Source organism: Glycomyces niveus, from assembly GCF_017592475.1.
Classification (GTDB): Bacteria; Actinomycetota; Actinomycetes; order Mycobacteriales; family Micromonosporaceae; genus Glycomyces; species Glycomyces niveus.
In genome coordinates this window covers 476,628-501,041 of record NZ_JAGFNP010000003.1, presented here as the reverse complement: position 1 = coordinate 501,041, position 24,414 = coordinate 476,628, and the positions used below count along the sequence as shown (strand labels likewise).

Here is a 24,414-nt window from a genome sequence, read left to right as displayed (position 1 = left end):
GTGGGGGGCGCGGGGGGGCTTCCTGTTTGGTCGTGGGGGGGGGCGCCCCCGGGGGGCCCCCCCCCCCGCGACCGGCTGTCAGACCGCTTCGAGCACGTGTCCGGCGTCGGCGCCGCTGAGATCACCCGAGTCCGGCTCGATCTCAGCGAGGTCGACTTCGTGCTCCTCAACCGCCTCGGTTTCAGAGTCGGCGTCCGTCTCCGAGGCGTCGCCGTCACCTTCGTCTTCCTCGGCGACCACTTCTTCGTCGTCCTTCATCTCCTCGGCGAGGCGGTCGGTGATCGACTGGTGGATCCCCGATTCGACTTCGGCCAGCTCGTACCCCTCGGCTACGAGGAGGTCGAGGTAGGTCAGGGCGTGGCCGAGGTCGCCCCACCGGCCAAGGACGAGCCCGGACAGGTTCTCCTCGCACCGCGCGAGCCAGCGGGCGACAGTGGCGCGGGTGAGGCGGTCCATCCCGGCGTTCTCGGGCAGCTCGCGGATCGGGCACCCGCACAGGGCGTCAGCGAGCTCAGCGTACTGGTTGAACGGCATGTCCATTCGCGTGCCCGCCAGTTCGCGTAGCGCGGGCCGGAACAGCGTCTTCGCGCCCTTCGCGGTGCCGTACTGGGAGAGCAGGAAATCGGTCCGCACGGCCGTGGCGGCCTCCCACCCCTGGCGCCGCGCGGCGGCCTCGGCGTCGCGGGCCTCCCGCTCGGTCCGGTGCGCGGCCTGTGAACCCGGGGCCGGGCGGAATCCGACCGCGGCGGGGTCGGGGCAGTAGAACTCGGCCTTGGCGCCGTAGTCGCGATTGATGTAGGCCGCGAATCCCGGCTCGCTCTTGACCGTCTCGGGGTCGACGGAGTTGCCGTCGGCGTCAACGAGGTGGTGGAGGGGCACAGCGGTGCCGCCTTCGGTGAGGAAGTGGGGTCGGGCGGTGACCTTGACGCCGTCGAGGACGAGTTCGGCCTTGAGGCGGTCGAGCTTGTCCTTCTCCTGCTGGCGGTGTCGTTCCTCGGCGATGAGGTGCTGAACGCTCCAGTGCCCGCCGGCCTTCTTCATGATCCGCTCGATCACCTTGGGGTCGTGCGCGAACTCCGTCAAGGCGGCGGCCGAGACCAGGTCCACCTGGCCGGCGTGTGCGGCCTGTTGGACGTGTTCGGGGAGGGTGTGGAGGGTGAGGGACTGCTGGACGCGGTCGAGGTCGCGGCCGGTGGCCTGGGCGATGCGTTTGGGCTCCCAGTCCAGGAGGGCGAGCTGCTGGTAGGTCTGGGCTTCTTCGAGGACGGTGAGGTCGTCGCGGTGGAGGTTTTCCACGAGCATGGTGACGAGTTGGTCGGCCGCGCCTGGGTCGTCGACGACCACGCACGGCACCGCCTCCAGTCCGACCTGGAGTGCGGCGGCGTGGCGGCGGTGCCCGGCCACGATCGTGTGGCGCCCTTCGTCATCGGCGGGGAGGACGACGAGTGGTTCGATGATGCCGAGGTAGGCGACTGTCTGCGCGAGGGCGTCGATGCCGCGCAGTTCGGAGTGCGCGTTCTTCTCGTGGGGAACGAGCTGCGCGGGTGGAATCTGGGTGAGCTCCACGGGAGCCTCCAATCGGATCGGCCGCCGACGTGTTGATGGAGTCGGCGGCGCTTGCTGTGGGCCCGGTCCCCAGCCGCGAAGCGGCTACCCTTGGGCCGGCCCAGCAAGCGCCGCAGAAGAGGCCGTCCGGGTCGGAAGCCCATGGCGATCAGGTTGGGTTTGGAAAAACCGGAAACTCCACGACTGCCAGTCCACTTGAGGGCCGGATGAAGAGTTATCCTCTTGAAACCCTCGTGCCGCATGGAGATCAAGATGAAGTTCGAAACCGTCCCAGTTCAAGTCGCATTGCGCCCTCCCCGCGTTGTCATTCTCTTCGACGGAGGCGAGCACTGGAACTACTGGGCGAGAACGGCTTTTCACTGCGCCACAAGAGTATGGGGCGGACGTGGATTCGTCGTAATACCGCATCATGACGGAATAGTGCGACCTGACCTTCTTGCAATGGTTCGTGCATATGATCCGGATTATGTACTCACACTTGAGCGAACCGTCGCCGACATGGAGCAGATCTCGCCCGGATCTTGCATCAAGCTGGCTACTGAGACCTCGGAAGCAGAACGGGAACAGCGACTCTCGGAGTCAGGCGCATTTCCCATCGAAGATCCCTCCGACCGGGCGGCGCGGGATCAGGTCACCGAATTCTGTTCTCCATATCGCCGCAGAGAAGAAGGCGGAGCCTGGGACGAGGCTGCGACCCATATATCCGCCACTGAGGTGTGGCATACCCTGACAGCGATCGAAAAGTCTACAAATCAACCAGAATGGCCACAGGTATATATCTCAGCACCCGAGCATTGGGGCGGTGCGCTTGGCGTCGCCCTCGCAGCCCGGTGCGGCGCGGGGAAGCGACCGCTAGCTGGTACTGATCCGAACCTTCCAAGGGACCAGGAGCACGTGCTCTGGAACTGGCTCTTGAGTAACGACCGCAATCCAGGCGACCAGCTCAAGCTGGTCAACCATGAGCTGGCTTACTGGACACATCCTCAAGCCGGCCATCCGAGCGGCGGTGACCATCAGTATCCGACGGCATTTGTGAGGACGTTGAGCGGGCTCACCCACATCTACAACGCGGCTGAGCGTCGGAAAACCGTTGACCTTGTGCTCGGCGACACCGCAGACGATTTCGCGCTTGCCCACATCTCCGAACGTCTCTACGGTCGCTCTGTGTGGCTGCCGTACTCCCGGTGGAGCGAGATGCAAGAAGACCCCTCATACGATCACCTCCATACGCTCGTCTCCGGACTCGCCCGCAAGAGAAGAGCGCTCGCCATTTCATCGTTCTCACAACCGGATGAGGAGCTTCAAGCTCTTGCGGTGAGCCTTCAAAACCCGCCTTTTGTTGCACTGGTGAGCGAGCAGCAGCAGGCACTCGTAACTCGCCACCAGCAGGCAGTTCGCGTGGAGCCTGCGGCGGCACTGCCTGAGTCTGCGTGGTTTTTGGCGGTGGAGGAGCAATACGATATCGAGCATCCTGTCGGTGTCCATCGGACCGCACAAGGTGCCATCGAGATGGTTGCAGGACAGCGATACCCCGATATCGCCCACCCTCACCTTGTCGGGTGCGACGAGCTCCAGTGGCAGGTCGAGGTGTTCTTCATCCCCAATGGTCTGCCTGGCGGGAGAGGCATTGACGGCCATGATCTCCTCGCTTCGGGGCAGAGTCGTCACCACACCTGGATGCGAAGCGGTCGCGATGGTATCTCGTTCGAATCGGGGAAGTGGGACCTCGTACTCTCGGGTTCATCGAGAGCCTCTTCACTAGCTCGACCGCGACTTCGACAGCCTTCGCTTGCCGCGTGGGCCGACCTCGTGGCAGCGGAGTCCGCGATGACCATGGAGTACTCGCCAGCCGGCTCGAGATTCCTAGCGCTTGCCCGCCTCTGGGGATCACCAGAGGCCGTCGCCGAGGCAATAGCCAGTCCGATGCGGAAGGTCTTCAAGGCTTTCAGTCCCACAGGAAAAGCCTCCAAGGATGCCTATCCGAACCGCGAGGGCGTCGTCCTTGGATCCCCCGGGTTGACCGACGGGACCCGAGAGGGGTACCTCTGCTTCGATGGAATGCTGAAGTATCGAGGCATCGAAGACGTCGGGCTGCTGCGGGGCGAAGTCGATTCGCTCCTGGAGCTCGGCGTCTTGAAGAGGGGCCTCATCCTCAAATGCGCGCACTGCGGACGCCCCGCTTTCATTGCGATCGACGCGCTCGCCCAGCTCAACAAGTGCCTTCGCTGCGACGGATCAAGCCAGCTTGTGAGCCCGAGCTGGGGAAAGACCACTGAGCCGCCCTGGTTTTACGACCTCCACCCCATCGTCCGTGACTTCCTCAACGAAAACGGAGACGTTCCTGTCCTGCTCGCCCATCACCTCAGAGGCAACTCAAGGACCTACACCGATGCGCCCGAGATGGAACTGTTCTCCGAAGGCAAGCGCAAAGCCGAAGCCGATCTCATCGCGCTCAGCAACCGAAAAGTCCTGATCGCGGAGGCGAAGAGCTCAAACACCCTTGGGGCCGACAGGGGGCAGAGGAACGACGCTGCTCGCAAGAAGGCACTTCTTGCAGACGTGCTGCATGCCGATGAAATCGTGCTTGGGACGACACACGACACATGGCAAACCGCCAGTATCCAAGCGATCCAAACCGCAGTCGCCGAGAGGAAATGGAGCTGGGCCGTCGCCCGCATCCGAACGGTCACGGGCCTTGGGACAGAGCACATCGAAGACACTTACGTGAGGTGAACCGTCGACTGGATTCGCCAGCCGATCTCAGGCGCTCGTTGTGCAGTTCGAGTTCGGTCGGCTCACGCATCAGGGGCCTCCTCAGAGGTCTGGTAGTCGTCGGCGGCGCGGTGAAGAAGCGGGATGATGACTTCGGGGTACTGCTCGCTGGCGTCGCCGAGGCGGTTGACGACCCACGCCTGGACGGTCTCGCACAGCGGCTGCGCGGGTAGCAGGTAGGCCGCCAGGTGGTCCAGGACGTGGCCCGTACGGTAGCGGTGTTGTCGAGGCCGTAGGCCGCGCACAGTTCCAGCGTCAGGGCGCGGATTCGGCAGGTCAGCTCGGTGGTTCCGTCGAGCTCGCGTTCGGCCAGTGAGCGGGGTAGTTCCGCCAGGACGAGCGCGGTCAGACCGCGGGTGATCCGGGCTGGATCGTGCTCCCGGGAAGAGGCCAGGGCGGCAGGCTCGGCGATGACGGGCAGGCATGGCAGTATTTCGGTTGCGACGCAGCGGTATCCGTCGCCGCAAGAGGTGATGCCGTGCCAGGCGAAGGCGGTGTCATACCCACTCCTCTTCGGACTCGTAGGGGCTGCCGAAAAGGTCGTAGACAAGCGTCCAGGTCGTCTCCTCGAAGTGCGGGATGCCTTCGGTGATGCGGTCGCGCAGGCCATGCCGCTCAGTAGAGGTGGCGTCGTCGGCTTCGAGCTTGAGGTGGAGGTACTGCATGGTCGCCACGGCCGCGGCCGGGCGGGCGGCGCTGATGTGCGCGGAGACCAGGCGGGCCGCGATCCGGGCAGTGCAGGCACCCTCCTTGGACTGGTGGAACCGGATTGCTTCGTCCGCGGTCGCGGACTTGTGGCGGAGGATCGCGCCCCGGCAGTCAGGGCAGATGCCGATCGGGGACAGATCGAGCGCAATGAGTCGGCGCAGGTACTGTCGTTCGCGCTCGTCGCGTGGGACGTCAGGGCGACCGCGCATGGCGGCGATCAAGCCATCGCCGGTCATGACCGCGCTCCTGCGTCCATGGCGTCGAAGAGGGTCGGGGCGGGAGCGAGGGTGCAGGTGATGCGCTCGCCGTGGTGCATGCCGCGGCATTCGACGCTGTCGAGGGTGCGGGTGTGGTCGGTGAGCTTGCGGCGGGTCTCGGATTCGTGATCGTCGATCCGAGATCCCTCCAGGGCTTCGTGGTTCTCGCTGGCGGGGATGAGTTCGGGGAAGTCGGGCAGGCCCGCGGCTCGCCACATCCGGAGGTACAACCCTGACGCCGCCGACCGGAGCGGTGCGATGAGGCTGACGTCGTGGAGGGTGCAGCAGACCTCGGCGGCCGTCCCGATCCGCGTGTCGCCTCCTGTGGCGACGCGGTGGAGGATTTCGCGGCAGTGCGCGCGGTAGACCGGCTCGTACTCCATCCGCTCGTGGGAGGGCACGAGGAGCTTGAAGGAGTGGTAGAGCCGGTCGCTGGCGTCCGGGTGTCGCTTTTGAGCGGCGGCGATCTCCTCTTCGGCGATGTCCATGCGCTCGAAGATCCCGGCCAGGCCGAGGTGATCCATGAACGCGGCGGCGAACTCGCGCGGACCGGTCGCCTTCTCCAGCAGGGCGTCGAACGAAGTCGGTGGTGTCATGGCGGTGCGCCTTCCAGGGCCGGGCGCGGCGACCCTGGTGGCTGCCGCGCGGTGCGGCGCCATTACCCGGCGGGGAAGGGGCGAGGACGCAGTCCAGGGCGCAGCCCGGTCGCCCCGGCCGTCGGGTAGCGTCCGCGCGCGCGAGCGGCAGCCGCCACTTGCCTCCCGCTCGGCAGGTGGGCCCCGGGAGAAGCTCGAAGCTCTAGAATTCGAGGATGAAAAGGCGGTCCCCTCACCCCTCAGGCACACTGAAGTCCGTAGTCGTCCGAGTGGCGACCCGAATGGCCTCCCGATCGGTTCTCTCAGGTGTCGTGGTACTGGCCGCGGCACTGCTCCTTGGGCTATTCGGTGCGATTCCGCTGCCGCTGCCCTGGTGGATTGCAGGCACGGTCCTCCTCACGGCCGCGGGGTACTTGTGGGCCGAATCAACCAGGGCCGACCTGGACAGCCGGGCACGACAGATCCGTCTGCATGCCACGGTGATGTGCTTGGTGCTGGTGATCGCGGGGGTCTGGATCTTCAATCGAGTGGCCGCAGAGACGCCGGATCGGGTGTACACCTACGCGCTCAATCAACAGACCGAAGGCAAGCTCTACTGCTTCCAACCCGCCACGTACCCAGGCGGAAACGCCGGAACGGAGGCGCTCTGCTCTGACGAAGTATTCGGCGTTGTTTGTTGGGAGACTGGCCCCGAGGGTGGCCGTTGGATGCGAACTCCATCCGGCCTCTGGTTGCCCGAAGCATTGATTCGACCCTCGTCCACAAGCTCGTATCCCGACATGCCCAAGTGCGATCACTGACGAAGAAGACATCCTGTTGTCCATTAACGGCTGCCACCAAGACCTCGGACTCGGGTGAGTGGCGTCAGGTGCGGTTCGGGGTGCCGGAGTGCTTCGGGTCGGGCGATGCCATAGGTCTTGGTGAGGAAGGGGGGCAGGGCGGTGCGCAGCATCTGCTCGAACGCGCCGTGGGCCCGAGCGAGGTCCACGGATTTGCCTGCGCCTCGTCGAGAATCTGGGCCAGCGGCCAGGTCTGGAACGAGGCGAACCGCGGTGCGTACAGGCCGAGGCTGTGGATCGTGTACGTGTCGGAGAAGTCCATCAGGGCGTAGCCGAGGACCTGGAACAGGTCATTGCTGTCGAACTTGAGGGCGCGGCTGCCGTCTTTGCGCGGTGGGCCGCCGATGGTGGCCTTGCACTCGATGAGGCAGTCGTCGGCGATGAGGTCGGCGTCAGCGGGCAGGAGTCGGGAGCCGTCGAATGTCGGACCGGCGATGACCGGGCCGGGTGGCAGATGGGGCACGAAAACCTCGACCGGCGAGTCGCGCAACTAGGAGCGCGAGTACGACGCACGCGCGAGCCTGGACCTCATCCTCGAAGTCCGGCAGTCGTCCCGCGGGCCCGGATCCGGCGACGGTCGTTGCTTGCGGGTTCGGTGAGGCCGAGGTCGACGAGGCAGTCGAGGGCGGCCTGCTCCAAGAGCGTCAGTGCAGAGGGGACGAGGGTCGCGGTGTAGCGCGGGTCGAAGGAGGTCGAACGCGAATCGCAGATCGGCGCTGGGCTCGCGGGTCGGTGGATCAGGTACCGGGTTTCGGGCCTGGTAACGAAGTTGCCGTGGCAGAACGTCAAGTGGAGGTCGCCTCGGATCTCGCGGGCGGTGTGGACGTGCTGTTGTGGGAACAGCAGGAAGTCCCCGCGGGCGAGGTCGCTGGCGGAGACGAGACGGAGGGCCCCGGGGAAGCGGCGGTTGTGGAGGGTGCGGGCCGTGTGTTCGGCGCGGCGGTTGCCGAGACCGTCGAGGTCACCCTGGAGGCGGTCGATCAGGGCGCGCGGGTCGCGCAGTGATTCGTTGGGATCGCAAGTGCCGCAGTCGCAGTCGAGGGCGTGCAACGACTTGACCGAGAAGCCTTGCTCTCGAGGCCAGGGGGTGATGACCTGCTCCCAGGCGTCGTCCGCGTGCTGATGTTCGAGGAATTCGACGATTGCACCGTCGTCTCCGAAGAGGCTGGTGATCCGGGCCGGGTAGTAGAACGGCCAGGCGAACGGCCGCGAATCCGAGGGGGTCCGCGGGGCCAGGAGGTGCGGGCGGGCCTTGACGATCTCGCCTTCGGCGAAGCGGTGGGTGGACATAGCGAAACGCTCCATTCAAGCGTGCTGGGATGGGACATAGAAAGGGCCGACCAGCAGGAGGCTGGTCGACCCGGAGTAAGGCGGCAGTGCGATGTGGACGGGTCCTGGCGATCAACTCACCTGCGCGGCAGTGATCTCGCTGCTGAGGTGCTTGCCGATGAGGGCGGCGAGGTTGCGGGCGAGGTCAATCGGGACGCCATCGAGCTTGATGGTGGCCTCGGTGGCGCGGTAGTGGAGGCGGAACGAGCCTCGGAATAGGTTCGGTCCGCTGAATTGCACGGAGCCGTCAGAGTCGTGTTGGGACTGGTAGGCGCCGGGAATGAGGGCCTGGAGCTCGGCGACTGCGGTCGCGAGGACGGTCTTGCGGTCGCGCTCAGCGTCGAGCGCAGCGAGGACTTCGGTACAGGCCGCGTCGTAGGCGTCTGTGAGCAGTCGGCGCTCGACTTGGCGGGCGATCTTGTCGGCTGGACGGTCGGGAGCGACACTGGTCCGCTCGACCTCCAGTCGAGTATGGGATTGGTAGCCCTGAGGTAGATCGGCGGTGATCTCCACCCGCCAGAGTGCGGCCTTCCGTTCGGGGCGGATCGTCAAGCGCCGCTCGCCCGACCGGAGGGCCACCAGGTGCTCGTGCGGATCGCACCGGACCCACTCACCAGCCAGATGTTCGGCGAGGCCCGCGGCGCACGACTCGGCGATAGTCGCTCGAAGGTGCTGTTCCTCGCTCCAGGACAGGATCTCACTCATCGGTCGCCTCCGAGGCGGCTTGCGCTTGGTCGGTGGCGGGCGAGTCCGTCAGGGGCTCGGGAGGCAGTGACCAGGCGCGGTGGCGGATCGTCGTGATGAGCTGGTCGGCGACCTGCTCGATCTCGTCGCGCTCGGCCCGGTCCTGGAGGCGGTTCGAGGCGATGCGGGAGATGATGAGCAGGTTCAGAGCGGACTCGCGCAGGAGCTTGGCGGTCGGGATCTGAGTACGGACGCCGGCGAGCTTGGTGATGGTGTCGGCGAGCGCATTGAGGACCTGCTCGGGGGAGCCGTCGGCCGGTTCGGTGTCGCTGAGATGGCGGCCGACGATGTGGATGATGCTGCGGGTGAGGTCGAGCGGGAGATTCCGCAGGTGCAGGTCCGCGGATTGCACGTCTAGTCCGAGGCGCATGCTTGCGCTGAAGGCGCCCGGACCTCTGCTGCTGACGGCCGTGGCGGGATGGTGCATGTCGGGCACGCCACCCGGCATGGTCTCCAGGAAGTAGTCGACGATCGAGGATGTGATGGCCTTGCGCTGCTCTTCCCGCTCGAGGGCGTCCCGTACTTGGGCGGCCCGCTCAGCGTGTGCGGGCAGGAGGCGTCGGGCGATGTCGGTGGCGATCGACTCGATGGAGCGGTCGGCTCGGACGGTGATCTCTGGCGGCGCAACTCCGTCGATCCCGGCCCACCCGTCGGGGAGCTGGGCCCGGATGGACAGGCGGGCGGTCCCATCCTGCTCGTACCCCCACAGGTACAGCTCGCAGTCCTCGCGGGCGATGCTCGCCTCGGTCTGGACGGCATCAGTCCGGTGCCAGTCACCGGCGAGATACCCGCACAGCGCGTGGGCGTGCTCGATGGCGATGCGCTGCAGCGCTTCGTGGTCATAGTTGGACATGGTTCCTCCTTCGGGTCGGGGTCGCGACCTGTTGATCGGTCGCGGCCGGATTGACCCGGCCGCCCACCCGGCGGAGGAAGGGAAGGGGTGCACCGGAGCGGCGACGAAGGAGCAGCCGGTGCGAGCGCAGCGGCCCCTGACCGGCTGCCGGGTATCCTGGCGGCGGAAATCCGAGCCGTGACTTCGACACGAGGGCAGTGAACGAAGCAAGGACGATTTCCGGAATGTGGAGGATCCGGGATCCTCCTAGATTTCCGGGTCGTCGGGTTGCACGAGGTACATGAACGGTTCGCGTGGTTGTCCCCGAATATCGACCGGATCAGCTTCTCGTGCAACCCAACCAGGGGGCCATGCCCGGCGAAAGAATCCGGTTGGGTCGCTAGTTGCCCGAGCTCCTGTGAGGTCAACCGCCGGCTTCCCGGCGAGCTCGCAATCCTCAAAGACAGCGTAGGTTTCGAACCACGAATCTCGGAGGTCCAGGGTGCGCGTGAGCACTGCTCGTTCAAAGCGGACACCACCACTGAATTTCGCGTTCCTGAAGGTCACACGATCCAGAAATGTCGCTTCCAGAAACGACACGTCGTCTGCAAGGTGCGTGTCAAAGAAGCTCACCCCTCCGTGGAACTTCGACCGCTCAAGCAGAACCTTGCTGGTGAACACGGCGCGATCGAACTGGGCGCGCCGGTGGCAGCGCAGGCCACCCGCATCGGTTCTGGGGAAGACACAATCTCGGAAGTCCATGCTGACCAGCGTGGCCTTAGTGAGATCGATCCGCTGGAGGTCCCAGTACTCCTCCGAGGCAGGCGGCCGCTCGCCGTTTCTGAGCTCGGCGGGGCGAGGATCACGAAGGTGTCGGGCAAGCAGTCGCTGCGCCGTCGCACGGACCTCGTACTCATCCAATGCTTCCAGCTCATCGGCCCCTCCTGGCCCTGCCTCGCCATCGAATTGAAGATCGAGGGCGTCATCTGCACTGGTTCCCAGCAACACGGCACGTGGAGGTCGATATCGGCGCCGCAGATATGCACACCAGACCTCGGAGATCATCTGCCGCTGTTCCGGGTGGTTGCGGCCGAGCCGGTCAAGCGCATAGAGGCCCGCAAGCCTCACCGACGCGCTCTCATGGCCCAACAGCTCGACGGCCTTAACGTACTGCTCGGTGATTCGACGTTGCTCGGCGTCGTACTGGGCTTCAGCGGCGACTGCCCGGTCATGCTCATGGACGCGTTCCTGGTGCCACTGCCGACGCGCGAACAAGGCGAGAGTCGCAACCCCTCCGAATCCGAACGCCAATGTGAAAGTGGCCTGGAGTGCGCTTGCCTTATCAGCAGGCGTCTCTGCGGAGAGTGGATCGACCAACCACCATGCGCCGACACTCACGCCGGCAACGACAATGCCAGCAACGGCCACGACCCAGATCCATCGACCGCGGCCAGGAGTCTCGCGCGTCTCGCCCATCTCGACAGTGTCTCGCAAATCGCTGAGATTGGCTGTACCGGTTGATGACTGAGAACTCTGAAGCACCGGGCGTGATCGGCCGGATCGCGCCGGGTGCGGTCCCCACACTGCCTCGCTCGTGCGATTTCAAGAGCTATGCGAAGTTCACCAGGTCTGCCATGGTGGCGCGGGCGAGCACAGGGTCGAGATGATGGTCCTGGTTGCCGTCGGTCGGGTCGGCGAGGGAGCGGTCAAGAAAGGTCGGCCCGCCGGGCGGACGTTCGATCTGGACGCTTACGTCGCCGTAGACCAGGAGTCCGGTGAGGCCTGGGGTTTCGTTGAGCTGGTCTACTACCGCACCATACAAGTCGAGGTGCGCGCGGTAGTACTCCTCGGTCGAGAGGGACTTGCGGAGTTCGAAGGTGATGATGGAGAGTTCGCCGGATTCGCCGATCCCTAGACGGGCGGCTTCCTCGTCGAACTCCTCGGCGGAGTCGAGCAAGTAAGTGCCCCACCAACGTTCACCGGTAATCGGGAACGGGTCTTGCGCGGAACTGCGCTTCAGGCCGAGGCGCGCCGTGAAGTACGCCGAGAGCTCCGCTTCGGGAGCAGCGGGGCGATAGTAGGTGTAGTCCAGGGTCATGCTGCTCAACCCTCCAGATCCAGGTCACGGACACGGCCGTCCTTGATTACCTTAACTTCCTTGAGCCCGTCGACCGGTTTGCGCTGCAACAGCGCCTCCACGGTTTCAGGCGTCAGCGAGGTTCCCTGGCCTGGCCCTCTGGAGTCGAAGTTGAGGACGATCCTGCTCGCCTGCACCGGCCCGTGTTTCGGGTTGGCCTTCTTGCCGATCGACTTCCGCACGCGCTCGGGGTTGTCCGTGCTGACGGTGTAGCAGTCCCAATAGTCACCCTCCATGAAGTAGTCGGGTTCCTTCCCGTTGGCCTTTGGCGGGGGGTTCTGAACGATCTCGTATCCGCTGCGGGCAAGGACGGCTGCCGCCTCGTTCTCTGATCGGATATCGCCCTGGTTCCCGGACTGAGATCCCTTGTTGACCTGGGCGGGAGAGCCTCCCGGCTTCCGGTTCAGATCAGGCGGCAGGGATGGCCGAGTGAACTTCGATCCGCTGTCCTGGGACGGAAGGGGAGATGGTGCGTTGCCTCTTGCGCTGGCGAGTAAACCGCGCAATGCCTCGATCTGGGCACGGAGGGAGTCGAGAGCATCGGCCAACCCGTTGGCATGACCTGCGAGTTCCTCCGCGCGTGCGCTCGCTGCCCGGGCCTCGCTGGCCTTGGCGCCGACGCCAAGTGCGGCCATGGCACCGGCGAGGGAGTCGACGATCTCCTTGGAGGCGGTGATGCCGTTGACGAGTTCGCGGGCCTGTTCGGCGTTGCCACCGACGGCCCCGGATGCCTCATCGATACTGGTCACAGGGGCTCCTCTGATGCGGGTTTATCAGCACACGTGACTATACGGTTGTGCCGCAGTCAGGATGAAGTGGGCAAGATCAGCCTTCAGTCTCTTTTGCCATACGCCGCATAGGGTGTCCAGACCACGCTCGTGTCGTTGGCCATCACGGAGTCGAGCCGGAGTTTGAACTGCTCTGCTACACCGGCGCTGCTGGCGAGGAGCGGCACCCCGCCGACCACGAAGGTCAGCTCGCGAGCTTGGCGGAGGATCGGCCAGGCAGGGTCGGAGGTGATGTCGAATCCGTAGGACTTGACGAGCCGATCGTGTTCACCGGTCGACGCGAACCAGATTTCGGCCGCGGCGACAGCCGCCAGGTCGACTCCCGAAGGGCCTAGGCATGTGGAGTCGAAGTCGCACAGCACGACTCGACCGTCGGGGCGGCGAAGCAGATTGCCTACGTGGGCGTCGCCGTGCACGAGGGTGCCGCTTGAGGCCTCGACTAGCGTGCCGATCTCGGGCTCAAGTCGGTCACACCAGTCCAGGAGCGTCTGCCGATCGCCATCCTCGAGTGCTTCGGCATCGGCGATGCGCTTTCTGGCGGTTCCGACCGGGTCCCATCTGGGGAGGTCGATGGTGGGCGCGGGCAGGTTGTGGAACTCACGCAGGACCTTCCCCAGATCATCGGCGTCGGGGGCGTCGGGAGCCGGCGGGACGTAGTTCCAGACCGTCGCCAGCAGGTCCTCGTACACCAGCGGCTGGTTCGGATATGGGGCGAGGCGGATGGTCGGTGCGTCGACGTCGGAGAACCAGCGGCCGAGGCGGGCGCCTTTGCGGACGCGGTCGTGCAGCGTGTTGGAGCGGGTGATGCGGAAGACGATGCCGGCGCTGGGGAGCGCGTAGACGGCGTTGTTCGCCATGTGGAGGGTTCTGGCGTCGCTGGCATCGATGTCGAGCTGGTCGGCGAGTGCGTTCAGGGCGGCGCGCATGCGCTCCTCGGTGAACCGGCCGTTGGACACCGTGCTCCTCTCGTCTTCAGATGGAGGTGATCTCGTTGATGAAGTCGTCGACATCCGAGCGACCGGCGCACGCCTGCGCGTCACGGCCGAGATTCACGATCCGCTCTCTGATCCTCGCCGAATGTACCCGGTCGGCGTTGCCCAGCAGCCCGGCGCCGATCTCCAAGGCCGCGTCCGCCTCTCCGGCCAGGAACCAGGCCGAGCACAAACCGACTTGGTTGAGCACGCTGCTGCGCTGCATGCCCTCGTCGAAACCGTCGACGGCTCGCCGCGTCCAGGTGGCCGCCTGTTCGGCGAAGGCGCGATCCTGCCTTGCGAAATCGCGGTAGACGCGGCCGAACTGGGCCGCGAGTTCGGCTTGGTCGATCCAGCTGATCCAACTGGGCTCGTCGCCGGGAATCATCCGCTCGAAGGCATCAGTGGCCTTTGTGAGCGCGGCATCCGCTCCGGTGCGGTCACCGAGGGCCGCCAGCGAGGGAGCGATCGTGGCTTCGAGCACCGCCTTCGTACCGGGCGTCGAGTGACGGTCAAGACGCTGCTGGGCGAGGCGGAGCACGTCCACGGCATCGCGATTGTGCCGTAGATGTTGAAGCTGCCGCGCCTGGCAGTAGTGCACGTACGCCGTCAGGCTCGTGTTCTCGGCGCGGATAGCGAGCCGCTCAGCCGCGGCGAAGTGCCGCTGTCCGCTCGCGTGGTCGCACATGTCGAAGGCGGTCCAGCCGGCAAGAAGGCGAAGCTTCGCGACGGTGTTGATGAGGGTCGGACGGAGACGATCGGGGCAGGAGCCGTCGAGCATCGCGGCCGAGGCGTCCGCGATCGCGTTCAGCCTCTCGTAGACCAGGCCGCCGCCGTACTGGTAGTCGATGGACTGATAGAGGTCGTGAACGGCTCCGAGACGGGCGAGATCGGCTCGGCCGATGTTCCGCTGATTCGCCATCTGGACGCAGGCTGCGGCGATCTGATCGATCTGGGTCATGAGGTCGGTGGGCAGCAGCGATTTCGACGCGACGGTGCTGTCTGCGAGGGCGGCACCGACGACCAGACCTGCGCTCGTGGCGAGGAAGCTGCGTCGATCCAATGAATCTCCTGGGCCGGTTGACGATTGGGACTCCAGCATCTCTCCGACGAGCGGGTGGTCGTCAACGTTGAGGCCGCTCCTTCGGGAACTGTCCGATTCCCGGACGGACTTGTCCGATTCAGCCGCAATCAGGGGCCAGGAGCGCTCAAGTACTCCGCCGGTGTCCAGAGCCTGGTCGAGGCGTCGAGCGAGGTCGAGCGGGCATCGTCGAGCCGCGGTCTCGATCTTGCCGATTTCCGAGCCGGACACGAAGACTCGCTCGCCGAGTTCGCTCTGGGAGAGCCCCTTGGACTGGCGGTGATGACGGAGTTCAGCACCGAACCAGTCAGCAGGTCCCTTCGCGGGGTCCAGCGGCTTCAGGGGGCGCGGCATGACCGTCTCCTCGGTTCGAATCGGACAGTTCGAGTCCCGTCGCCGTGTCCGATTCAAGTGCTTGTCCGTGCTTAGGCTTGTGCTCCAGGCTACATACATGGCAATCAATTACGCGCTCCCCGTGTCCGGGCGGTCGTGTCGAACGAGTCGGCAGGCCGATCTCGTCGCTGCTGCTCCGGTGCGTGCTGAGTTGCCTGAGAACGAACTCGAACGCAAACGTGCGGAACTGTGCCGGCATCTGCTCGACTGCACAGGTTGCCGTGACTCGCGGCGGCGGCGTGGGCCCTGCTCCCGCGGAACCGAGCTCCGCGCGTTCGTCGAAGGGCACCATCTGCCTCAGATTGAGGACGGCGATCGTCGATGAGCGTGACCAACGATCTTCATTGGATTGAGCTTGACGTGAACACCATGAGCTTCCCTCCCGGGTGGAGGTGTGAGCTCGGAATCGGTTCTGGTCCTGATGTCGAGGTGGGGACACAGGATTACTGGCCGGATTCCATGAAGGCGGCTGCGGTGGCGGAGAGGAATCCTCCCGGCGCTGCCGCAGCCGCCACTCTCGAACCAGATTGCCGTGATGATGCCGGAGGGGCAGTGGAATGAAGGTTTCGACGAATCACCTTCAGGCGCTGGGGCCGTCTGCACCTTCAGCCGATCCGACGCAGGCGGCCCTCTCACGGCGGGGTGTAGCCCTCGGCGCGAACGGAGATTCGCCTGCAGCTCCCGGAGGCAAGTTCCTGCGGCCGACCCCGAAGCCCGGAAGCGAACTCGGGTGCTGCTACTTCCGAGAGGAGTGGTTGACCGTCTATTTCCACAGCTCGCGTGCGATGTGGGTCTGCCGTCCAGGAGGTTTCACCGAGACCGTCGGTCTCGTCCGATGGGACCCGGGGCAGAGACCTCGGCTGGTGCCGGATCCACGCGAGGCGTGGATCGAGCACTCTGAGGAGATCGAGTTGATTGACTTGGCGACCGTCGTGTGGTGGGGCGCCGTCCATGGGCAGCAGCTCGATCCGCAGTTGCCTGTGGCGGTTCACCCGGACTGGCGCGCGGCCGCATCTACTGATCAACGTCCGAAAGATGTGCGGAGCTCGGGGCGGGCCTCGCACCAAGTGAGAACCGACGGCACTAACGAGGAGGCAGACCTCCTCAATGGCTGACCAAGAAGCACTTGAAGAGTTCGAGCGCGAGGGATTCGTTTTCACCGTCCTGCGCGACGGCGAAGTCCACAGCGTCGAGGTCCGAAAAGGTGACGAGCGAGCGATTCCGGTTTGCGCCATCTATCACCGCAAGATGCCAGCGAACTGGTCGTTGCCCTGGGCTATCGACCCCTGGAGGCCGTGGATCGACCAACAGGCCCGCCGGATCATCGCCGAGGCCGAACACACCAAAGACGACCGACCAGCGGTCGCCAACGACAACCAGAACCCCTAGCGGCCCGCGACGCGATCACCGCGCCGCCCCAGGCGGCCGGAAGGTCATCGCGAACCCGCTGTCATCACCACCGCAGAACTCGGGTGCTGCGGCATCTCTGGCGGTATCCCTCCGGTCCGCCAGCGCCGCCGTACCCGACTCTAACCGGAAACGGAGTCTTTCCCGAATGCACGACCCCGACCCCAAAACGACCGAGCCCGATACTGGGCCGCCCGGCCTACCGAAGGTCGTTCGGACTCGAGCGAGAATGCTCGCGCTTGCCCCGATGATGGTCCTGGCCGCGATCATCGGGTGCATCAGCCTCTCGGTCGCCGCGGCCGTCGTCGCGATCAGCGACCCGCCCGGATCGGGCGGCGAGGCAGTCGTATGCGGCATCATCGCCGGCGCCTTCGGCATCGGCGTCCTCGCCACGGCCGGCAGCGCGGCGGACCTCTTCGAAGCCATCGTGGAGGAACTCGACAAGCTCGAAGACTCCGAGGGAGGGCCGGCGTGATGAAGTCCGGCATCGCCCCGATCGTCGCCGAGCACGGCCACATCGCCGTGATCTCCCAACACCACAGGGAGATTCTGGTGGCCTACCGCGAGGGCGACGGGGGTGGCGGGCATTTCGACCTCGCCGTCAGCGGCGGCTGCCTCGCCGACACCCCCATCGGCCACATGAGCGTCACCACGGGACTGATCAGCGCCCACCTGCTCCCGGTCGCCGACCGACTCGGCCTCCAGGCCCGCTCGCGTGCGCACAGCGACCTGCGCGATGCCGTCGCCGAGCTGTCGACCTTGATCGACACCGCCGCAACGATGCGCGACCTCGGCGTGACGCTCACGCCAGGCGGGTACCGGCTCCTGCGCGGCCCTCGCTCACGGGGAACGGTGACGCTCGTATGACCACCGACCCGAAGCGGCGCGTCCGCGCTGGGCAGCGTCTGGCGATGTTCCTTCATTGCAGGCGCACCATGATCCTGTCCGCCGTCAACGATGGCGGCACCCACCTCGAGGTCACCGCGCACGAGGCCGGTGAACTCGACCGGACCATCGCCGCTTTCGAGCGCCGCGAGGACGGCACGCTGGTGGACGAATGGACCATCGCGGCCTACACGATCGGCCTCATTGAGGGGTCGAAGATGCGCGAGGGCGTACTCCAGGCCGTGACGGCCGCGGTCGCGGCGATCTTCGAGGGCGCCTACCTGAGCCCGAAACTGAGCATCGCGCTCATCGTCGACGACGAACCGGCACCGGAGGCGGCATGACCGCCTCTGGCTTCGGCTTCCTTGTGGGCGTGACTTACCAGGTCCCCCGGCTGGCTCGCGACATGCTGACCGCGATCGGCACCCGGGTCGGCGACCCGCTCGCGAAGGTGCTCGACCCGCATCTCACCTTCGTGCCTCCCACCCCGATCGACAGTGCCGGCATCGTCGACTTCGCCGTCCATGTCGACAAAGTCGCTGCGGCGACGCGCCCGTTCCGCATCGGCCTGCATGGGGCCGGGACGTTCCGGCCGGTGACCGATGTCGTCTACGCGCGCCTCGCCAAAGGGGTGGCTGAATGCTCGGCGCTGGCCGAGGAGCTACGGTCGGGGCCGGTGGAGGCGGTGTTGGAGCACCCGTTCCACCCGCACGTCACCGTCGCCCAGAACCTGCCCAAGGCTGCGCTCGACCGCGCCGAGCGGGAGCTGGACGGTTTCGTCGCCGAGTGCTTGGTGGGCGAGATCGTGGTGTCGATTCGGGTCGCGGCCGAGACGGCGGGGGTGTGGACGCCGGTGGCGCGGTCCACCCTCGGTGCGGCCCCACGACTGCAGGAGCGGCCATGAGGGCGCGCGGCCCCGTGGCGGAGGTGATCGAGCTCGAGACGGTCGAGATCGGCTCCCGGCTGATCACCGGCCGCGTCTACACCGCCGAGCCCGCCACGGTCCTGCTCTACGACATCACCGGCCCCAGTCCCTACCCGGTGCCGCTGGGCTGTCTTGACATGCTCGACCGCGTCGCGGAGACAGCGTTCCTCGCGGCCGAAAGCCGCCACCGCGCCTGGTCGCCCGACCAGCAGCGCGAGCTGGTCAACGCCGTTATTCCCGCCGCCCTCGGTGCCACTTCTTCACCCTCTCCCTGCAGGTATCCGCCATGTCCCACCCGATCGCGACCGTCATCGTCGCCATCGTCATCGTCGCCGCATGGATCGGCGCCGTCTTCTACTCCCGGCACCGCTACCCACTCGAAACCTGTGCCGCCTGCCGCGGCTCGGGCAAAGACTTCGAGCCCGTCTGGCTGTCCTGGGCCCGTCTCTCACGGACCAGACGATTCCGGCCCTGCCCGGTCTGCGGCGGTGCGGCGAAGTTCAACATCCACGGCAACTAGCGCTTCGTGCCCAGGCCCTAGGGAAGCGGGTGCGGCGTGAGCGTGATCGTGTCGCTCGTGCTGCGAGCCGTCCCGTACCTGACCCGGCTGTTCTGGCCGGGCCTGGGTACCGGCGTGCTCACCGGGCTCGCCGTCAAAGTCGCCCTCGACGCCGAGAACGGCACCCTCGATGTGCCGTACGCGCTCGTCGTCCTCGGCGGCATCGCGCTCGGCATGGCCGCCTGCATCGTCTGGGGCGCAGGCAGCATCCGCGAGTACCGCCGCGCCCAGCCCCCGCAACCACCGCTCTGAACCAACCAACCCAGATTGATCCACAATGGATGAGAATCCCGCCCAGATGCTCCGCGACATCGAAAGCGCCCCCGGCGCCTGCCTCGGCGTCATGCTGCGTCATCGCAGCGTTCCTCGTGTTCAGCCCCTACTGGAAGGGCCGGACCAAACACCTGCGCGACAAGATCGCCCTCATGTTCGGCGTGGTCGTCCTCGTACTCATGATCGGGTCGACCCTGGTCACCACCCTCATCCCCTGACTCCCGGAAGGCAGTTCGTCATGCACCGCCGCACCCATCCCGCGCTCCCGGCGATCAACGCCGGCCTCAGGCTATTGACGCCCCGTATCGACGCTGGCCGCGTGCTGCGCAACGCCATGGAACGCCACGACATCCGCATCACCGACGCCGACGACCACGAGTTCTTCGCCGACATGCGCGTCCTCCTCGGCGAGGTCGCCGAGGTCGAGCGGCTCTCGCCCGTGGGCTGGTATGCCTTCGCCTCCGATGTCCAAGGGCGCCTGGCCAACCGCGCCCGGGTCCGGCGACTCATCGCCGAGCACCCGGACATCGCCGAGGAAGTGATCTCGCGGCCGATCGTGGTCGTCGGGCTCCCACGCACCGCCACGACCCTCACCCACCGCATCCTCGCCGCCGCCTCCCGCGCACGCGGCCCCAGGCTTTGGGAGTGGATGCACACCAGCCTCGCCCTGCCCGAGCGCGACGAGCGCCGGATCATCCGCGGCGTCAACAACGCGCTCAACGTGGTCACCGCGTTCGCTCCCGCGATGCGCGACATCCACCCCCAGCGGGCCGAGCATCCCGATGAGTGCGCGTTCTTCCTGCCCCACGGCGAGCAGCACTTGGCGCGCGCGCCGCTGCCCGGCTATGAGGCCTGGCTCGCCTCGCACGATTTCGAGCCCGACTACCAGTACCTCAAACAGGGTCTCCAAGTCCTGCAGCACGGGCGCGAGCGCGCCCGCTGGGTCCTCAAATGCCCCACCCACCTCGGCCACCTCGACCTGGTGCTGCGGATGTTCCCCGATGCGCAGATCGTGTGGACGCATCGCGACCCCGTCGACGTGGTCGGCTCGATCTGCTCGCTGGTCGAGACCAGCAGGGCACTGCACCTGCGCCGCCTGGGCGAGGACGACCTCCACGACATCGGCCGCATGGCGATCGCCACCATGTCCGGTCTGGTCGAACGCGGCCGGGACGCGCGCACCCGCATTCCCCGCTCGCAGATCATCGACCTGCGATACCCCGCGCTGACCGCCGACCCGCTCGGCGTCATCGAGCACCTGTTCGGCTCGCTCGACCTCGAGTGGACGCCGGCCGACCGCGAACGCGTCCGCCGAGCCACCGAACGCCGTCCCGGCCGCCCCCACGAATACACCCTCTACCGATACGGCATCAACGAGACGGACGTCCAGGGCGCCTTCGGCGACTACGGGAGATTGGCCGACCCGCCGACCTTCGGCAGCTCCGTTTGAGCACCCCCCAGGCATGGCAACCAGGGCCGGGCGACGGCCCCTCAACGACGATCTCGTGATCGCCCGGTTCGGGGTCGACGGCAGGAAGCTGGCGGTCGAACGGACCGCCGAGGAGCGCGAATACACCCGGGCTGAGTTGACCTGGTCGAAGGGCGCGGCTTGGTGCGTTGCGGAAGAGGGGCCCTCGGCAAGCGTGCGAGTAGGCGTGCCCTACTCCTCTTACCAGGGCACCGGATGCCCACATTGGAACGCCTGGTGTCGGGTTGCTGACATCACTTGGTGCCGATGTTCTCTCGCTACTACTTCTGCCCTGAATGCCCGCAGCGGGCCTACCGCGCTGGGCAGGCGGCAGTCGCCCGCCTCAGTACGCTCGGGGAGGTGAGCACTACCCCGCCACCCAGTCGCCAGATCAGCACCGGCAAGCTCGTCGGGCTGTTCTTCGCGGTAGCTGCAGTTCTCGGATTCATCGTCGACGTCTCGACCGTCGGCGGTTGGTTCGGCGGCGACGAGCCGTTCACCAAAGGCGACTATGTCAAGTACCTCAAGGACTGCGCCGCGGACGGGTACTGGGCCGACCAGTGCCAGTTGTACTGGGAGACCGACAGTTCGAAGCGCTGGAGCGGCCCGCCCGACCTCGATGACGCCTCGGAGACGCCGGCAAACCAGGAGAAGGCCTACCTCGACGCCTGCGCGTATGCCGGATACACCGCCGATCAATGCGCCACCTCCTGGTCCAGCGACCCGTCGTTCGTGTGGACCGGCCAGCTCTATCCAGTCGAATCCATCGACCAGGCGGAGCCCGCGGCGCTGACCTCCCAGGAGATCTACGTCGCGGACTGCCAGAACGCCGGATATACGGCTGCCGAATGCGAGAGTTCATGGACCAACGATCCGTCCTACACCTGGACCGGCACCCTAGCGGGCGGCGGTTCTGTTTCGGATCAGCGGGGGGTATATCTCTCCGAATGTCAGGACGCCGGCTACACGGCATCCGACTGCGAGAGCTCCTGGACCGACGACTCGTCCTATACCTGGACCGGGCAGCTGTTCGGCGACCGAACAGACTACGTTGCAGCTCAACGGGAGACGTACATCTCGGACTGCGTCTACGCGGGCTACGGACAGTCCGAGTGCGAGGGCTCGTGGACCAACGACCCGTCCTACACCTGGACCGGGCAGCTGTACTGACCCGGCGTCTCGCTCGAATAGCGGGTGAAAGGCCGACCGGAGACCGGCGATACGGCGAGCCTTGACGCCCTAGACCGTAAGCGTGAGTCCGACCGAGAGTCCTAGAGTTTCGATCGCCGCTGGAATCCGAACGGGTTGACGGAGAGCCTTCGACGTCGTCGAGGATGCCGAGCTCAACCTCGTCCCTGCTCGCACGCTGCCAGCGATGCATTGAGGACTCGCCACAGGTGGGCTACCCCCGAAAGTGGACGTTTGCGAGGAGTGCCCATATTCAACCTGTTTCACCATCGCCGCCACGTGGCGCATCTCGTTCGATCACACTGTGCAACACGACGATGGAGGCGCCGAATGCCCCCATGCCATAGAGGACGGCGCTCAGGGGAGAATGCGAGTCGAGGTAGTTGAGGCCTCCGGTGAGCACGCCGAATACCGTGGCCGCGAAGACGATGACCGAGGTTCGAATCGAAAACATGAGCCCTCTCCGATCGGTTTGCAGTTCAAACTGACGGCGCTCTTATGTCTCTCGTGGGCACAGACCCCACGCCGCGGCCAGGTACTGAAACTCGCAGAAAAAATCTGGATGAGCGCGTGGGGTGAACACCGTCCTCGGACATAGAAGAGGCGATGCCGCTGACCGCGGCAGGCCGCACCCCAGGATCAGAAGGAGCAGGCTTTGGCGTTGTCCAGTGGCGACGGGGTTCCAGTCCCGCGCGCCATCGCCGGGAGCGCGCTAGAACCTGCAAAAGTTGACAACGACTGCAAGCCGGACGTACACGCGGGCGACGTCGCCGACCTCGGGGCGACGCCCCACACCGATGAGGCCCACCGGCGGCGAGGCAACCTCGATCGACGCCTCGCAGACGAAGCCCTGGTCGGCAAGTTCGCCGCCGATGACTTCTCGGGACCGGCCTATCGGAACTTTCAAATCGAACTGGTCCGCTACGGCCTCGCGGTCATGCGAGCATGGCTGTACTCCGGTCGAGCGTTCACACTGCTGAACGAACGACAGATTTGGCTCCGACCGACCGTGTGGGAACTGGAGCGGTTGCACCGGGACCCTGACGCCCGGGGTGAGATCGCGGATTTCACGATCGCCCGCGCACTCCCGATATTCGAGGAGAAGGCGCTGCGCCAGGGCGGATGGCAGGCTTCCGGCGGAGCGTCACTACCGACTTACTTCATCGGGTCGTCTTTGTACCAGGTACCGAATCCGTTCCGGCAGTGGAGCAGGCACGAGCGCAGACACTCGCAGCTGGAACTCCATGAAGCTCCCGAGCCTGCGGCCACCTACCAGAACGTCGACCCGGCAACGCAGGCGTGCAACAACGACATGCTGCTCCGGACCCTCAACCGTGTGCCTGAAAAGCAACGGCAAGCCCTCCTTCTCAGCACCAAGGGCTACCGGCAGAGCGAGATCAAGGAGATCCTGGGACTCACGTCGGAGCGAGCCGTCGAAGGACTCATTCACCGAGCTCGCACCAACCTCAAGCAGATCACGAGCACACCCGTGGAAGGGGGACGGTAATGGACCCTGAAGAGTCCGGTGAACTGCTGGAACGCTCCTCACTCGGCAGTGTCGGAGCACGTTCCCTGCGAGATCGCATCACCAGAGACGAAGCCGAAGACGTGCTTCGCACTGCCGCTCTGACAGCTACCGCGCAAACTCCCCCGCAGGACCGTGAACCGGAAATCCCCTCGCCACCCGTTGAGGTCCGAAGCGGGGAAGATCAACGGCCAGCGGCAGCGTCGGGTGCTCGATCGATTTCAGCGTCGCCCTCGGGCCCGGACACTGCGGTGTGGAATGCACGCTCGCAAGCTGAACCGACCAAGATGATCCAGAGCGTCCAGAGAGCATTGCGCATCATGGAGCTTGTCGGCCGCCATCCCGAAGGCGTCACCGCCGCGCGCATCGCGTTCGACTGCGGTTTCAGCCGAGCGACTGCTTACAACCTCCTGCGCACCCTCGTCTACGAGGAGTATTTGCGCCGCGACGAGAACGGCCGCTACAAACTCGGCCGAGAAGTCTCTGCCCGCTACTCTCAACTCACCCGCGCCACCACCGGACCGCTGACCCTCGCCGAATACATGGACCGCTTCTCGGTCGAAACCGGCTACTCAACCCTCCTTGGCCGCTTCGTCGAAGGCCGACCAGCCATCACCGATATGGTCGAAGGCCTCCGCACCCCGCACGTTGAAGAATTCGCCGCCGGCTTCGACGATGGCGCACATGCCACTGCGCTCGGCAAGGCGCTCCTCGCGACCCTCCAGCCCGCCGACCGCGCACGTTTCCTGCGGTCCGCCGGGATGCGCGCGTTTACACGCCGCACCCTCGTCGAACCGGACGCCTTGGAATATGACCTTGCCATCTACGGCGAGTCCGGGGTGTACGCCGAAATGGGCCAGTTCAAGGATGGTATGGCCGGGGCGGCCGTGCTCGTCAATGCCAAGGCGAGCCCGGACAATGCTGTCGCCTTCGGGGCGATGATCCCGCTCAAGGAGATCCGCACGTCATGGCCGCGCATCACTCAGCTGCTCCGGGACGCTGCACGAGACTTGATGTCCATCCCGGACTTGGGGAGACTGTCGGGTCGAAAGTCGAACTCGACGAACTGACTGAGCGTTGTTCCCGCTGAACAAGCTAAAGCAGCGGATCGCCGAAAGCGCGGAGGCGAAGCGACACGGAAACAGCCCGAACAGCTAATTCAGCTCGTGGT

28 protein-coding genes are annotated in these 24,414 nt (G+C 65.8%); 14 read left to right on the top strand and 14 right to left on the bottom strand.

Translation table 11 applies throughout. From position 1 onward, the window contains the following. Nucleotides 1-78 precede the first annotated feature (78 nt). Entirely contained in the window at nucleotides 79-1,566 is a 1,488-nt protein-coding gene (locus tag J5V16_RS08130) for a ParB/RepB/Spo0J family partition protein (RefSeq protein ID WP_208495568.1), read from the bottom strand. Nucleotides 1,567-1,806: 240 nt separating this feature from the next. Here J5V16_RS08130 and J5V16_RS08125 point away from each other — a divergent pair, with 240 nt between their 5' ends. After that, nucleotides 1,807-4,299: a hypothetical protein gene (locus J5V16_RS08125; protein ID WP_208495567.1), complete on the top strand. Its 2,493-nt coding sequence runs from the start codon at nucleotides 1,807-1,809 to the stop codon at nucleotides 4,297-4,299. A gap of 62 nt (nucleotides 4,300-4,361) precedes the next feature. On the opposite strand, the gene J5V16_RS08120 is transcribed toward J5V16_RS08125, so the two are convergent. The 3 genes from J5V16_RS08120 to J5V16_RS08110 all read right to left on the bottom strand — a co-directional run bounded on the left by J5V16_RS08120 (nucleotide 4,362) and on the right by J5V16_RS08110 (nucleotide 5,899). Next, nucleotides 4,362-4,583, bottom strand: a complete 222-nt coding sequence (locus J5V16_RS08120; protein ID WP_208495566.1) for a hypothetical protein — start codon at nucleotides 4,581-4,583, stop codon at nucleotides 4,362-4,364. A gap of 252 nt (nucleotides 4,584-4,835) precedes the next feature. Then, nucleotides 4,836-5,282: a hypothetical protein gene (locus J5V16_RS08115; RefSeq protein ID WP_208495565.1), complete on the bottom strand. Its 447-nt coding sequence runs from the start codon at nucleotides 5,280-5,282 to the stop codon at nucleotides 4,836-4,838. After that, the gene (locus tag J5V16_RS08110; protein WP_208495564.1) at nucleotides 5,279-5,899 is read right to left on the bottom strand and encodes a hypothetical protein; all 621 of its coding nucleotides are present in this window, start codon (nucleotides 5,897-5,899) and stop codon (nucleotides 5,279-5,281) included. The genes J5V16_RS08115 and J5V16_RS08110 overlap by 4 nt, the downstream gene beginning before the upstream one ends. Before the next feature lie 281 nt (nucleotides 5,900-6,180). Between J5V16_RS08110 and J5V16_RS08105 the strand changes: the two genes are divergently transcribed. Continuing rightward, nucleotides 6,181-6,699 carry a hypothetical protein gene (locus J5V16_RS08105; RefSeq protein WP_208495563.1) on the top strand — a complete coding sequence of 173 codons (519 nt, stop codon included), beginning with the start codon at nucleotides 6,181-6,183 and terminating at the stop codon, nucleotides 6,697-6,699. 64 nt (nucleotides 6,700-6,763) lie between these two features. Here the strand turns inward: J5V16_RS08105 and J5V16_RS08100 are convergent, their stop codons facing one another. The 9 genes from J5V16_RS08100 to J5V16_RS08060 all read right to left on the bottom strand — a co-directional run bounded on the left by J5V16_RS08100 (nucleotide 6,764) and on the right by J5V16_RS08060 (nucleotide 14,974). Next, complete coding sequence (locus J5V16_RS08100; protein ID WP_208495562.1) at nucleotides 6,764-7,201, bottom strand: hypothetical protein; 438 nt, start codon at nucleotides 7,199-7,201, stop codon at nucleotides 6,764-6,766. A 65-nt stretch (nucleotides 7,202-7,266) separates the two neighbouring features. Next, complete coding sequence (locus tag J5V16_RS08095) at nucleotides 7,267-8,028, bottom strand: hypothetical protein (protein WP_208495561.1); 762 nt, start codon at nucleotides 8,026-8,028, stop codon at nucleotides 7,267-7,269. A 111-nt stretch (nucleotides 8,029-8,139) separates the two neighbouring features. Next, a complete protein-coding gene (locus J5V16_RS08090) occupies nucleotides 8,140-8,772 on the bottom strand; it encodes a hypothetical protein (RefSeq protein ID WP_208495560.1) in 633 nt (210 codons plus the stop codon). Further along, complete coding sequence (locus J5V16_RS08085; RefSeq protein WP_208495559.1) at nucleotides 8,765-9,664, bottom strand: hypothetical protein; 900 nt, start codon at nucleotides 9,662-9,664, stop codon at nucleotides 8,765-8,767. Before J5V16_RS08085 ends, J5V16_RS08090 begins: the two co-directional genes overlap by 8 nt. Before the next feature lie 246 nt (nucleotides 9,665-9,910). Next, a complete protein-coding gene (locus tag J5V16_RS08080) occupies nucleotides 9,911-11,119 on the bottom strand; it encodes a pentapeptide repeat-containing protein (RefSeq protein ID WP_208495558.1) in 1,209 nt (402 codons plus the stop codon). Between the two features lie 133 nt (nucleotides 11,120-11,252). Further along, the gene (locus J5V16_RS08075; RefSeq protein WP_208495557.1) at nucleotides 11,253-11,741 is read right to left on the bottom strand and encodes a hypothetical protein; all 489 of its coding nucleotides are present in this window, start codon (nucleotides 11,739-11,741) and stop codon (nucleotides 11,253-11,255) included. A gap of 5 nt (nucleotides 11,742-11,746) precedes the next feature. Next, nucleotides 11,747-12,529, bottom strand: a complete 783-nt coding sequence (locus J5V16_RS24960) for a CdiA C-terminal domain-containing protein (protein ID WP_208495556.1) — start codon at nucleotides 12,527-12,529, stop codon at nucleotides 11,747-11,749. Between the two features lie 83 nt (nucleotides 12,530-12,612). Further along, a complete protein-coding gene (locus J5V16_RS08065; protein ID WP_408612384.1) occupies nucleotides 12,613-13,578 on the bottom strand; it encodes a phosphotransferase family protein in 966 nt (321 codons plus the stop codon). After that, on the bottom strand, nucleotides 13,541-14,974 hold the full coding sequence (locus J5V16_RS08060; RefSeq protein ID WP_208495554.1) for a helix-turn-helix domain-containing protein: 1,434 nt from the start codon (nucleotides 14,972-14,974) through the stop codon (nucleotides 13,541-13,543). Before J5V16_RS08060 ends, J5V16_RS08065 begins: the two co-directional genes overlap by 38 nt. A 1,146-nt stretch (nucleotides 14,975-16,120) precedes the next feature. On the opposite strand from J5V16_RS08060, the gene J5V16_RS08055 reads away from it, so the two are divergent. The 10 genes from J5V16_RS08055 to J5V16_RS08015 all read left to right on the top strand — a co-directional run bounded on the left by J5V16_RS08055 (nucleotide 16,121) and on the right by J5V16_RS08015 (nucleotide 21,700). Next, nucleotides 16,121-16,402: a hypothetical protein gene (locus tag J5V16_RS08055; RefSeq protein ID WP_208495553.1), complete on the top strand. Its 282-nt coding sequence runs from the start codon at nucleotides 16,121-16,123 to the stop codon at nucleotides 16,400-16,402. Between the two features lie 247 nt (nucleotides 16,403-16,649). Next, nucleotides 16,650-16,895 carry a hypothetical protein gene (locus J5V16_RS08050; protein WP_208495552.1) on the top strand — a complete coding sequence of 82 codons (246 nt, stop codon included), beginning with the start codon at nucleotides 16,650-16,652 and terminating at the stop codon, nucleotides 16,893-16,895. Continuing rightward, nucleotides 16,892-17,287 carry a hypothetical protein gene (locus tag J5V16_RS08045; RefSeq protein WP_208495551.1) on the top strand — a complete coding sequence of 132 codons (396 nt, stop codon included), beginning with the start codon at nucleotides 16,892-16,894 and terminating at the stop codon, nucleotides 17,285-17,287. Before J5V16_RS08050 ends, J5V16_RS08045 begins: the two co-directional genes overlap by 4 nt. After that, on the top strand, nucleotides 17,284-17,649 hold the full coding sequence (locus J5V16_RS08040; RefSeq protein WP_208495550.1) for a hypothetical protein: 366 nt from the start codon (nucleotides 17,284-17,286) through the stop codon (nucleotides 17,647-17,649). The genes J5V16_RS08045 and J5V16_RS08040 overlap by 4 nt, the downstream gene beginning before the upstream one ends. Continuing rightward, complete coding sequence (locus J5V16_RS08035; protein ID WP_208495549.1) at nucleotides 17,646-18,209, top strand: 2'-5' RNA ligase family protein; 564 nt, start codon at nucleotides 17,646-17,648, stop codon at nucleotides 18,207-18,209. Before J5V16_RS08040 ends, J5V16_RS08035 begins: the two co-directional genes overlap by 4 nt. Before the next feature lie 307 nt (nucleotides 18,210-18,516). Further along, complete coding sequence (locus tag J5V16_RS08030; protein WP_208495548.1) at nucleotides 18,517-18,750, top strand: hypothetical protein; 234 nt, start codon at nucleotides 18,517-18,519, stop codon at nucleotides 18,748-18,750. Nucleotides 18,751-18,786: 36 nt separating this feature from the next. Then, nucleotides 18,787-19,041 (top strand): hypothetical protein, encoded by a 255-nt coding sequence (locus tag J5V16_RS08025; RefSeq protein WP_208495547.1) that lies wholly within the window; start codon nucleotides 18,787-18,789, stop codon nucleotides 19,039-19,041. 116 nt (nucleotides 19,042-19,157) lie between these two features. Then, the gene (locus tag J5V16_RS24955; RefSeq protein WP_255537274.1) at nucleotides 19,158-19,280 is read left to right on the top strand and encodes a hypothetical protein; all 123 of its coding nucleotides are present in this window, start codon (nucleotides 19,158-19,160) and stop codon (nucleotides 19,278-19,280) included. 20 nt (nucleotides 19,281-19,300) lie between these two features. Beyond that, nucleotides 19,301-20,512 (top strand): sulfotransferase family protein, encoded by a 1,212-nt coding sequence (locus tag J5V16_RS08020; protein ID WP_208495546.1) that lies wholly within the window; start codon nucleotides 19,301-19,303, stop codon nucleotides 20,510-20,512. Between the two features lie 378 nt (nucleotides 20,513-20,890). After that, nucleotides 20,891-21,700 (top strand): hypothetical protein, encoded by an 810-nt coding sequence (locus J5V16_RS08015; protein ID WP_208495545.1) that lies wholly within the window; start codon nucleotides 20,891-20,893, stop codon nucleotides 21,698-21,700. Nucleotides 21,701-21,971: 271 nt separating this feature from the next. On the opposite strand, the gene J5V16_RS08010 is transcribed toward J5V16_RS08015, so the two are convergent. Further along, nucleotides 21,972-22,172 (bottom strand): hypothetical protein, encoded by a 201-nt coding sequence (locus tag J5V16_RS08010; RefSeq protein WP_208495544.1) that lies wholly within the window; start codon nucleotides 22,170-22,172, stop codon nucleotides 21,972-21,974. Nucleotides 22,173-22,373: 201 nt separating this feature from the next. On the opposite strand from J5V16_RS08010, the gene J5V16_RS08005 reads away from it, so the two are divergent. Continuing rightward, entirely contained in the window at nucleotides 22,374-23,225 is an 852-nt protein-coding gene (locus tag J5V16_RS08005; RefSeq protein ID WP_208495543.1) for an RNA polymerase sigma factor, read from the top strand. Further along, the gene (locus J5V16_RS08000; RefSeq protein WP_208495542.1) at nucleotides 23,225-24,313 is read left to right on the top strand and encodes an IclR family transcriptional regulator; all 1,089 of its coding nucleotides are present in this window, start codon (nucleotides 23,225-23,227) and stop codon (nucleotides 24,311-24,313) included. The genes J5V16_RS08005 and J5V16_RS08000 overlap by 1 nt, the downstream gene beginning before the upstream one ends. Nucleotides 24,314-24,414: the final 101 nt, after the last annotated feature.

Bases quoted from the DNA above. Each gene is read 5' to 3' on its own strand.
- J5V16_RS08125 (WP_208495567.1), top strand. From the start codon at position 1,807: ATGGAGATCAAGATGAAGTTCGAAACCGTCCCAGTTCAAGTCGCATTG.
- J5V16_RS08115 (WP_208495565.1), bottom strand. From the start codon at position 5,282: ATGACCGGCGATGGCTTGATCGCCGCCATGCGCGGTCGCCCTGACGTC.
- J5V16_RS08110 (WP_208495564.1), bottom strand. From the start codon at position 5,899: ATGACACCACCGACTTCGTTCGACGCCCTGCTGGAGAAGGCGACCGGT.
- J5V16_RS08105 (WP_208495563.1), top strand. From the start codon at position 6,181: ATGGCCTCCCGATCGGTTCTCTCAGGTGTCGTGGTACTGGCCGCGGCA.
- J5V16_RS08095 (WP_208495561.1), bottom strand. From the start codon at position 8,028: ATGTCCACCCACCGCTTCGCCGAAGGCGAGATCGTCAAGGCCCGCCCG.
- J5V16_RS08090 (WP_208495560.1), bottom strand. From the start codon at position 8,772: ATGAGTGAGATCCTGTCCTGGAGCGAGGAACAGCACCTTCGAGCGACT.
- J5V16_RS08085 (WP_208495559.1), bottom strand. From the start codon at position 9,664: ATGTCCAACTATGACCACGAAGCGCTGCAGCGCATCGCCATCGAGCAC.
- J5V16_RS08080 (WP_208495558.1), bottom strand. From the start codon at position 11,119: ATGGGCGAGACGCGCGAGACTCCTGGCCGCGGTCGATGGATCTGGGTC.
- J5V16_RS08075 (WP_208495557.1), bottom strand. From the start codon at position 11,741: ATGACCCTGGACTACACCTACTATCGCCCCGCTGCTCCCGAAGCGGAG.
- J5V16_RS08065 (WP_408612384.1), bottom strand. From the start codon at position 13,578: ATGTCGACGACTTCATCAACGAGATCACCTCCATCTGAAGACGAGAGG.
- J5V16_RS08060 (WP_208495554.1), bottom strand. From the start codon at position 14,974: ATGCCGCGCCCCCTGAAGCCGCTGGACCCCGCGAAGGGACCTGCTGAC.
- J5V16_RS08055 (WP_208495553.1), top strand. From the start codon at position 16,121: ATGGCTGACCAAGAAGCACTTGAAGAGTTCGAGCGCGAGGGATTCGTT.
- J5V16_RS08050 (WP_208495552.1), top strand. From the start codon at position 16,650: ATGCTCGCGCTTGCCCCGATGATGGTCCTGGCCGCGATCATCGGGTGC.
- J5V16_RS08040 (WP_208495550.1), top strand. From the start codon at position 17,284: ATGACCACCGACCCGAAGCGGCGCGTCCGCGCTGGGCAGCGTCTGGCG.
- J5V16_RS08035 (WP_208495549.1), top strand. From the start codon at position 17,646: ATGACCGCCTCTGGCTTCGGCTTCCTTGTGGGCGTGACTTACCAGGTC.
- J5V16_RS08030 (WP_208495548.1), top strand. From the start codon at position 18,517: ATGTCCCACCCGATCGCGACCGTCATCGTCGCCATCGTCATCGTCGCC.
- J5V16_RS08020 (WP_208495546.1), top strand. From the start codon at position 19,301: ATGCACCGCCGCACCCATCCCGCGCTCCCGGCGATCAACGCCGGCCTC.
- J5V16_RS08010 (WP_208495544.1), bottom strand. From the start codon at position 22,172: ATGTTTTCGATTCGAACCTCGGTCATCGTCTTCGCGGCCACGGTATTC.
- J5V16_RS08000 (WP_208495542.1), top strand. From the start codon at position 23,225: ATGGACCCTGAAGAGTCCGGTGAACTGCTGGAACGCTCCTCACTCGGC.